At 43.1% G+C, this 8,692-nt stretch carries 5 protein-coding genes; 3 read left to right on the top strand and 2 right to left on the bottom strand.

All coding sequences use genetic code 11. From position 1 onward, the window contains the following. Positions 1–96: 96 nt before the first annotated feature. Positions 97–255, bottom strand: coding sequence for a hypothetical protein (locus tag MHN32_RS23115; RefSeq protein WP_157782784.1), 159 nt, complete (start codon positions 253–255; stop codon positions 97–99). Between the two features lie 359 nt (positions 256–614). On the opposite strand from MHN32_RS23115, the gene MHN32_RS23110 reads away from it, so the two are divergent. Both MHN32_RS23110 and MHN32_RS23105 read left to right on the top strand, forming a co-directional pair. After that, complete coding sequence (locus MHN32_RS23110) at positions 615–1,127, top strand: GNAT family N-acetyltransferase (RefSeq protein WP_227387009.1); 513 nt, start codon at positions 615–617, stop codon at positions 1,125–1,127. Between the two features lie 349 nt (positions 1,128–1,476). Then, positions 1,477–5,919, top strand: a complete 4,443-nt coding sequence (locus tag MHN32_RS23105; protein ID WP_239422931.1) for a di-heme oxidoredictase family protein — start codon at positions 1,477–1,479, stop codon at positions 5,917–5,919. A 70-nt stretch (positions 5,920–5,989) separates the two neighbouring features. Here the strand turns inward: MHN32_RS23105 and MHN32_RS23100 are convergent, their stop codons facing one another. After that, positions 5,990–7,198, bottom strand: a complete 1,209-nt coding sequence (locus MHN32_RS23100) for a porin (RefSeq protein ID WP_239422930.1) — start codon at positions 7,196–7,198, stop codon at positions 5,990–5,992. A 364-nt stretch (positions 7,199–7,562) separates the two neighbouring features. Here MHN32_RS23100 and MHN32_RS23095 point away from each other — a divergent pair, with 364 nt between their 5' ends. Next, entirely contained in the window at positions 7,563–8,513 is a 951-nt protein-coding gene (locus MHN32_RS23095; protein WP_239422929.1) for a DUF5050 domain-containing protein, read from the top strand. Positions 8,514–8,692 lie beyond the last annotated feature (179 nt).

The following is an 8,692-nucleotide window of genomic DNA, read 5'->3' as shown; positions in this document are numbered from 1 at the left end:
TTACGCACCAATAGCTGGCTATTGGAAGTGAATTCAACGCAGTTAGCGCTAAAACTGGCTGCTAGAAAGGCATTAATTATCCGCAGCTCAGGTTACTTAGCAGATGTAAACTGTTGGGCAAAATTCAGGTGCGGTATAGCATGCACCGTAGTCTTTACTGTAAGCGCCGGTTCCGCCTGCTATTTCTTTCGTTTGTTTAGCATCTAGCGCTTTGTTTGCGTTAAGGTTTTTTAATTTTACTTTTTTCAGTTTCATGTTGTATCCAGTTATTTTGTTATCTTTGATTATTCGGTAATGTAGATAAATACCTATTTCTAAGTACTTATCTGTTAAATAATGTGTTTAATTTTTAAACATCTTTCAAGCGGGGATGGCAAATAACTTCAGTAGATCTTTTAGTTGTTTGTTTTTTAAGTTGTTTATTATATTGAATTTTTATCAAGCAAGTAAAAATGACAGCGTTGGATTTTTGTGCATGTCAATCTTGTTGATTGTACAACCTATATCCAACCAATTGTTGCAGCAAATAGCTGCGTGCGCCTTACACATTAAAAGAAGCAATGCTAGTATCCTTGTTAGGATAACAATCGAGTTGATAAAAAGTAGGGGAGCTAATGGCATTATCATTTCAGACCTTAAGGTTGCATATTATAGAGGTTAACGACGATCTTCCGGCACTCGATCGTGAACGGCTGATAGAGCAAATTCCCCATGTCCTGAGTTCTAACGTGGTTGAAAACCTTCCCCCTTATTTTCATGGTATTGATTCAACAAAACAGGCCGAAAACTGGTTTCAGCGTATGTGTTCAGAGAGCCGCTTACTGCAAGTTAAGCTTGGGCAGCATGAGACAATTGGCTTTTTGTTTGTTTACGTTGAAAACGAAAGTGATGCGCATATCGGTTACTTATTGGCTGAAAAGCACTGGGGCAAAGGTTACGCCAGTGAATTGCTGCAAGGGTTTATCCATGCAGTTACTAGTATAGAGTATTGGAGTACCCTAATTGCGGGAGTGGAGCAATCCAACCATGCTTCCATTCGGTTGCTCAAAAAGCTGGGGTTTTCACAGCAAGTGCATGATGAAAACAGTCCACTTTTCTTTGAATATGAGATCCATCGCGTCTGTTGACCTCAGCGGTTTGACTTTTATTTCCCTGAATGTGCTTTGGTCACAGCGCTCGACTTGTCGTTAGTCCATCAATTGATAAAAGTAAAAAATATAACAATTGTTGTTATTTTCTTGTTAATGTAAGCGCTTACATGTTAGGTTTAACATTCAACATACGATTACACCGCGCTGAAAAGTGTGTAGTAAAGCCCGTGTGTTTGAAAAGCGCTATATTTTTCAATTGTTCGGGGTTGTTATGGATTAAAATGTAAGCGCTTTCATTTCTGTGGTTTATGAAGTGATTAAAAGGATCCGTGTTTTAGTGGTTGATCACTAAAGCAGTTTTATACATTACATTTGGAGACATAAAGTGAAAACGAGTAGCAAGTTAATCGCAAAGCTCGCAAACATTAGCGTTATCAGTCTGATTGTTTGTGCGTCTTCGCAAAGTAACGCGGCTGTGGGGAATTTACTTTGGGAAGATAATTTTAATAATTTAGATACCAACACATGGAATATAGATGTCGGGGATGGTTGTGACCAAGGAATATGTGGTTGGGGTAATCAAGAATTACAGTGGTACAGTGAAAATAATGTCTATATTACCGACATTGTAGGCGAGGTGGGAAACAAAGGCCTTGTTCTTGAAGCAAAAAATCAAGCGATAGGCGGCAAGGCATTTACCTCAGGTAAGATCCAGAGTAAGAATAAGCTTGCCGTGCAATATGGCATGATAGAGATCAGAATGAAGGTATCTGATGTCGACACGGGGCTTTGGCCAGCACTTTGGATGCTAGGGACGAGTACAGCTAGCTGGCCGGCAAAAGGCGAAATCGACATCATGGAGATGGGTCAATCTCAAGCCGCTCGTAATGATGCTGGCTTTCCCGGTGCGCCAAGCAATAACTATACAGGCTCAAACTTAATTTTTTATGCGGACGCAGCCTGCAATGAAGGTAATCCAACCTGTGCAGCAAGTGTGGCATACAAAACCGATAATGCACATTTGTCCTCAACCCCCCTAACCAACCGCTTTGTTATCTATCGTACTTATTGGACTGAAGAAACGATCCGTTTCACGGTTGAGGATAATGGGGTCGAATATGATATGTTCGATAGCCCGTTTGTTATTAGTGAAGAGTCAAACGAATTCAACGCGCCATTTTATCTATTGATGAACTTGGCTGTCGGCGGGTTATTTACGGACGTGCTTAGCAATGACCAGGTGAGCGCACCACTTCCTGGGAAAATGGTGGTGGATTATGTGCGTATTTATGAGCTAGAAGGTCAAGGTGAAGTGTTCAGCGGCAATGTCACTAAGCCCGAAGTTGGCACCTTTGGTGTTTTTAGTGAGGGGCCAAGCGATAATCAGTTAGTGCCGGGAAGCAACGCGGATATTTATGTGTGGAACCAAAACTCACTCACTCAGGGCAATATCCCAGCCTATGAAGGCAATGAAGTGATTGCATGGCAATATTCGCCAACGCAGTGGTTTGGAGCCGGTATTCAAAGTCGTCAAGCGCGAGATATGAGCAACTTTAGGGATGGTTACTTAAATTTTAAGATTAAAATTCCTGCGAATGTGAGTTTCAGAATTGGCATTGCTGACACTTATACTAATGAGAACTGGATCACATTCCCCGCGAACACCAATCAGTATGGCCTTGTTCGTGATGGTCAATGGGGTGAAGTGCGTATTCCAATCACTGAGTTAGCGGGTAGCTTGGTGGCATTACAATCAATTAAAAATCACTTCAATATTGTCTCTGTCGCTGGGCAAGAACCTAACTATTCTTTTCAAATGGCAATTGACGATATTACCTGGACAGGGGGCGGTAGTGCCCCTGTCGATAGCGATCAAGATGGTGTTGAGGATAGCCTCGATCAGTGCCCAAATACTCAACCAAATGAAGAAGTTGATGCGAATGGCTGTCCACTGAATAATTTACCCGATGGATTGGAACAGGTCTCTCTGGATACTTTAACTTTCTATGCTAACACTACCGGCTGGGCGGATGTTCATTATCGAGTCAACGGCGGTGTGCAGCAAAATGTCCGCATGCAAGTGGTTAATGGTCGCAATGAGCTGACAATATCTGGGCTAGCAGTGGGGGATGTAGTTAGTTTTTGGTTTACTTACCAACAGGAGGACGGAACGGTCGTAGATACCGCAGAGCAGGCCTATATACTTTCAGAATCCTCAGCTGGTAACGATAGCGATGGTGATGGCGTGAATGATGGTATCGATCAGTGTCCAGATACGCCTGTGGGGGATGTGGTAAACACCGATGGATGTAGCATTTTAATCACTGAGCAACTTCGTATCGAAGCGGAAGACTACAGCAACTATTTTGATAACGATGCAGGCAATACAGGTGGCGAATATCGCAATGATGATGTTGATATTGAGCTGACCAGCGACAACGGCGGTGGTTACAACGTAGGTTGGACGTCGGCGGGAGAGTGGCTCGAATATCAGGCTAATTTAGGCGCGGGAAGCTATAATTTGACCGCACGCGTTGCCTCCCAAGTTGGTAACGGAGCGTATAATGTTGTCGTTAATGGTAATCTAGTTGCCAGTACCGTTGTGCCTGCTACGGGTGGCTGGCAAACCTTTATTAGTCAAAATATTGCGTCGATTACGTTAAATGAGGGCGTGCATACCGTTCGTGTTGAAATGGCGGGTGGTGAGTTAAATCTAAATTGGCTTGAGTTCAATATCGCTGGTTCATCTAACAATGATAGCGATAACGATGGTGTGCCAGATAATCTAGATCAATGTCCCAATACACCTACGGGCCGCCAAGTTGACAGCCAAGGTTGTGAGATCAGCTTTGGCACTATTGTGCCACTTTATGATGCAACAACACCTTTAGAGCAAGCCGTTAGTTATGACCGTGGCGATGCACTAATTACGCGTTTTGCTGATCGCGGCCGAGACCGCCATGCAAAAGAAGATCAGTTTCAAATCTATGATCACTATTTATCGCATTATTGGACGCATCGAACTGCGCAATTTGAAATCGCTGATTTTGTAGCTAAAGGCGGCTCACGCATTGAAGTGACCTTTATTACAGAATGGAAACTCGGTGCGCGCGAATTTCGTGCTTGGTATCGTGGATTAGGCACAGTTGCTGAGTACCACGGTAATTACTTTGGTGGCGGTGCGGTCGTTGAGCTTGATAACGGCAGTTATGATACGAACTTTAATAAGATAAGTGATTCAGGTGATCAATATCGTTATAGAGTGATCATTGATGACTACAGACCGCTAAATTGGGACCCTGCTGCAGGCTTTTTGCCTCTTGAAGTTGGTCAGCGCATGGAGTTTGAAGTTAGCCAGTTTCTTGATGCGCCACCAGAAGGACGAGAAAATTATTATGGTACAACGTATTTATACATGGTAGGTGAAGGGCTTGTCCCATGGAAAACCGTTGGCGACTTTGCTGATCCATCATCACAACGCGAAGATTCTTATCCGATTGCAGAAGCAGGGTGGTTAGGAGGCAAAACCACATTGCCATACAATTACACTAATGAGCCTGATAATCACTTTATGCAAATGGCGACCAATTTATCGAGCCAAAATGGACAGGCATTTGTTCAGGGGCGACGTGTTCACCACAGTAGTTTTGTTAATGGTGAGCACGATGAACGCAACGGAGAAAATGGCGTGTTTAGTGCGGTGGTTGGAAAGTCAGGCCCACACTATATCAACGACAGTTGCGCAGCTTGCCATGTTCGCAATGGTCGTGCGGCTCCACCAGCTATTGGCGGCTCATTGGCAAAATGGGTGTTTAAAGTGGCCGATATCAATGGCAACACCCATCCCTTATTGGGGAATGTGTTACAGCCTAAAAACACAGGGATAGATACCGAGACGCAAGGCGAGGGAGATGTAACGATTGCTTCGTGGACTGAAAATAATGGTTTGCGTTCACCCAATTACCAATTTAATAAAACCACTCCAGCACGCTACTCAGCCCGTATCGCGCCTCAGCTGGTGGGCTTGGGCTTACTTGAAGCGATACCAGAGAGTGCGGTGTTAGCCTTGGCGGATGAAAACGACAGTAACGGCGACGGTATTTCGGGCAAAGCGCAGCGCGTGAACGATCCTATTACCGGTCAAACACGGTTAGGACGCTTTGGCTACAAAGCTGCGGCGGCATCAATTAAACACCAAGTAGCTAGTGCATTTAATACGGATATGGGAGTAACCAACTCGGTATTTCCAAATCCTGACTGTGGAGCATCACAATCAAGCTGCGGAGGTGGCGGTGTAGAAGTGTCTGATCAACATCTCACTGCGCTAAGCAAATATATCGCTTTATTGGGTGTAAGAGCGCAGCGTGGGCTTGACGACCCTGAGGTGCAATTAGGAAAGGCACGCTTTACCTCAATTGGCTGTGAAGGTTGCCATACAGCAACATTTGAAACCAGTGAGTATCATCCATTTGCGGAGTTACGTGCGCAAACGATCCATCCGTATACCGATTTATTACTACATGATATGGGCCCAGGTCTTGCGGATAACTTAGGTGAAGGCATCGCTAGCGGTGCTGAGTGGCGAACAGCGCCATTATGGGGGATTGGATTGTCTGCTTGTGTGACAGGTGGTGTTGATAATGTGTTAGGTGGGCAAGGCAATGAGTTTTGTACCGCTGAGCCAAGCTATCTGCACGATGGTCGTGCGCGAACGATTGAAGAAGCTATTTTATGGCATGATGGTGAAGCGCAAGCAGCGAGAGTAGCTTACGAAAGCTTGTCGGCAAATGATAAATCAGCCGTGTTGGCATTTTTAAACTCATTGTAAGTTTGTGCATCAAAGATCACGAAAGTCATGAGCTTTGATGCACTTGAAGTTGTTATTACAGTGCTTAGTCTTACAGCGTGTAATGGAAACCGATGGCGATACCGTCGTCTTCGGTTTGTGACATTTGTGCTTCTTGCGCGGCATCGGCGCTTGAGAAGTCACTAAAGTCCTTACGCGCTTCAATGTACAAAATGGTGTCTTCAGACATAAAGTAGTGTGCGCCTATCACGGCAAACTGACGCTTAAAAACATCATTAGGATCAGCATTAAAGTTTGGTTGGATCACATAGTCATCGCCCGCATCAAATACGTTGTAAGCGATAAATGTACGCACGTCATTATCAAAGCGGTAGCTAACAAGCGACTCTAATCCAACGGCATCCTTGATTAAGCGGCCTAGGTTATCTGTATCGTGGTTTTCGTTTTTATTGATGTTTGCAGCTGCATACCAACCAGGCTTATAGAAATCCCCGTAAGTAATACCGACGCCATAAATTAAATCTTTAACCGATTGATTTCGGCCACCAGCGTACACAATATCAAACGCGCCGCGGTTAACACCGGCTGTGAGAGTTAAGTTTTCGGTCGCAGCATAGGTAAGTGAGGCACCATAAGTTGAATTAAACTCTACTTTTTGTGCCGCGTTGTTCCCTTGATTAAATTGGGCTTCGCAGGAGCTGCTCGAAATATCAACGACATCACAAGTATAAAAGTCATCAGATTTTAGCTGAGCTTGTACAGCAAAGCTCAGCTTGCCAAATTGATTACGGTATTGCAGCACTTTATCACCACGACCAGTACCATTGATCGCGCCGTCGTCTTTGTTATAGGTGTAAACACCTGCGGCATTACCATCCCAAACTAGGCTGTAGTTGGTGCTGTATACCACGTCGTACCAAGCGCCCCATTGCTTTCCTAGGGTAACTTGGCCGTATTCATCGTGCTTAACCCCAACATAACCTAATCGGTTATATAAAAACTCGTCTTGTATTGATTCGAAGCGGTTGCTGTAAACAATATCACTACTACCAACAGGGTTTACACCCCATTCAAGGAGTGCGAAAGCCTGCCAGTTGTTTTTCAATTGGCGTTTAAAGTCAAAGTTAATACGCGATGCGCCGTTTACCAACTCAGTCTCGCCTTGAGTGTTAATAACTCGAGCATCGATAAAGCCGCCAATCGTGACACTATTCTTTTCATCTTTGAATATCTCGATAGCGTGTACTGTTGGAATAGTAGTCACGCTAGCGATAAGAGTGGCAGCAAGTGTTCTTTTCATGAATTACCTTGTTTCAATGTTGTTGCTAAATAGGGTTAAATTAGCTAAAAAATGGAGATTATCAAAGCTAAAATACAGGCAAAAGTGAAAAAATATCAAGAAAATAACGTAGTTTTTGGTAAATTTATTCACTTTCTGTTCATTGAGTCTAAATATCAATGAGTTAGGGAAGGCTGCATTCTGAGGTTATTGATTGATTTTACGCAATAAATGTAAGGGGTTATAGCAATATCAGCGTTTTGTTGCTGCAAGATAGCACGAAAAAGTGTAATTCAGCGAAAAATCAATAAAACATCATGTTTTTGGTAGATAGACTTCTGTAATCTTCCAATTAGATACACAACTACAAAAGGGAGATTGAGTAATGCTTGTTAAAAAAATTGGTATCTCAAAACTGGCTTGTTTTTCCACTATTATGTTGTTTTTTATGCATGAAGTTCAATCATATAGCGAACCACCAACAGAGTCGTATGGTGTTATATATGGTTCTAAAGACGGTAATAGCAAAGCGATTTACTTAAGTGACCAAGATGGTAAATCGCCAGTAAAGATCGTGAAAGCCACGTCAAGTGACGGCTATCCTGCTGTCTCCCCATTGGGAGACAAAGTAACCTTTTACGGTAAATACGATAACTTCAAAACATGGTCAATTCATACCGTTGACATTACTGGCCGCAATCTGAAAAGATTAACCAGTAAAAAATATGTGTGGGATAGTGCACCTGCTTGGTCTTTGGATGGAATGACGATAGCGTTTGCTAGAGAATATGAAAATAAGGAAGGTGTTTGGCAGGAAGAAATTTGGTTAATGAATGCTGATGGTAGCGAACAGCGCCAAATTAAAAATCTCGAAGGTCGTGCTCCAGAATTTATGCCAGATGGTCGATTACTATACCAATCTAAAGCCAGCCCAAGCCAAATTAGCATTGCCAATTTGGATGGCAGCGAGGTTATTCAACTCACTCAAGACGACACTGATAACATGTCTCCTCAAATTTCCCCAGATGGCACAAAAATAGCCTATCTATCTAATAGAGATGGGAATCAGGAAGTATATGTTATGGGTATTGATGGAACCAATAACAAGCGACTGACTCGTAATAACATTCAAGAGTGGGATCCATCTTGGTCTCCAGACGGCACAAAGGTGTATTTCGCTTCAGAGAATGTATTTGGCTTTTATGATGTCTTTTCTATAAATGTGGATGGCACGTCTATCAAAAAAATACTTCAAAACAGCTCGCAAGCGACAGTTGTGCCAGGTCTTGACCAAGAAACGCTACAAAAATTAAAGAAAACAAATGAGCGCCAGTAGGTCTGTGCGCTGACAGTAAATGGTATAGACGTTCAGATAAAGCGGTATGGAGACTATTTCAATGACTATTACATGATTCATATTTAACCTGAGGTTTGGATAAGGAATGTTCCAACTCATTGTTGCTAAAGCACAACTTAGTTTTCTCCTTGTCTAGCCAGAGAGTTTTAGGGAAAACA

Source organism: Pseudoalteromonas sp. Of11M-6, assembly GCF_022347905.1.
GTDB lineage: Bacteria > Pseudomonadota > Gammaproteobacteria > Enterobacterales > Alteromonadaceae > Pseudoalteromonas.
The sequence above is the reverse complement of the archived record's forward strand: the minus strand, read 5'-3'. Positions and strand labels throughout refer to the sequence as shown.

Bases quoted from the DNA above. Each gene is read 5' to 3' on its own strand.
- MHN32_RS23095 (WP_239422929.1), top strand. From the start codon at position 7,563: ATGCTTGTTAAAAAAATTGGTATCTCAAAACTGGCTTGTTTTTCCACT.
- MHN32_RS23115 (WP_157782784.1), bottom strand. From the start codon at position 255: ATGAAACTGAAAAAAGTAAAATTAAAAAACCTTAACGCAAACAAAGCG.
- MHN32_RS23110 (WP_227387009.1), top strand. From the start codon at position 615: ATGGCATTATCATTTCAGACCTTAAGGTTGCATATTATAGAGGTTAAC.
- MHN32_RS23100 (WP_239422930.1), bottom strand. From the start codon at position 7,198: ATGAAAAGAACACTTGCTGCCACTCTTATCGCTAGCGTGACTACTATT.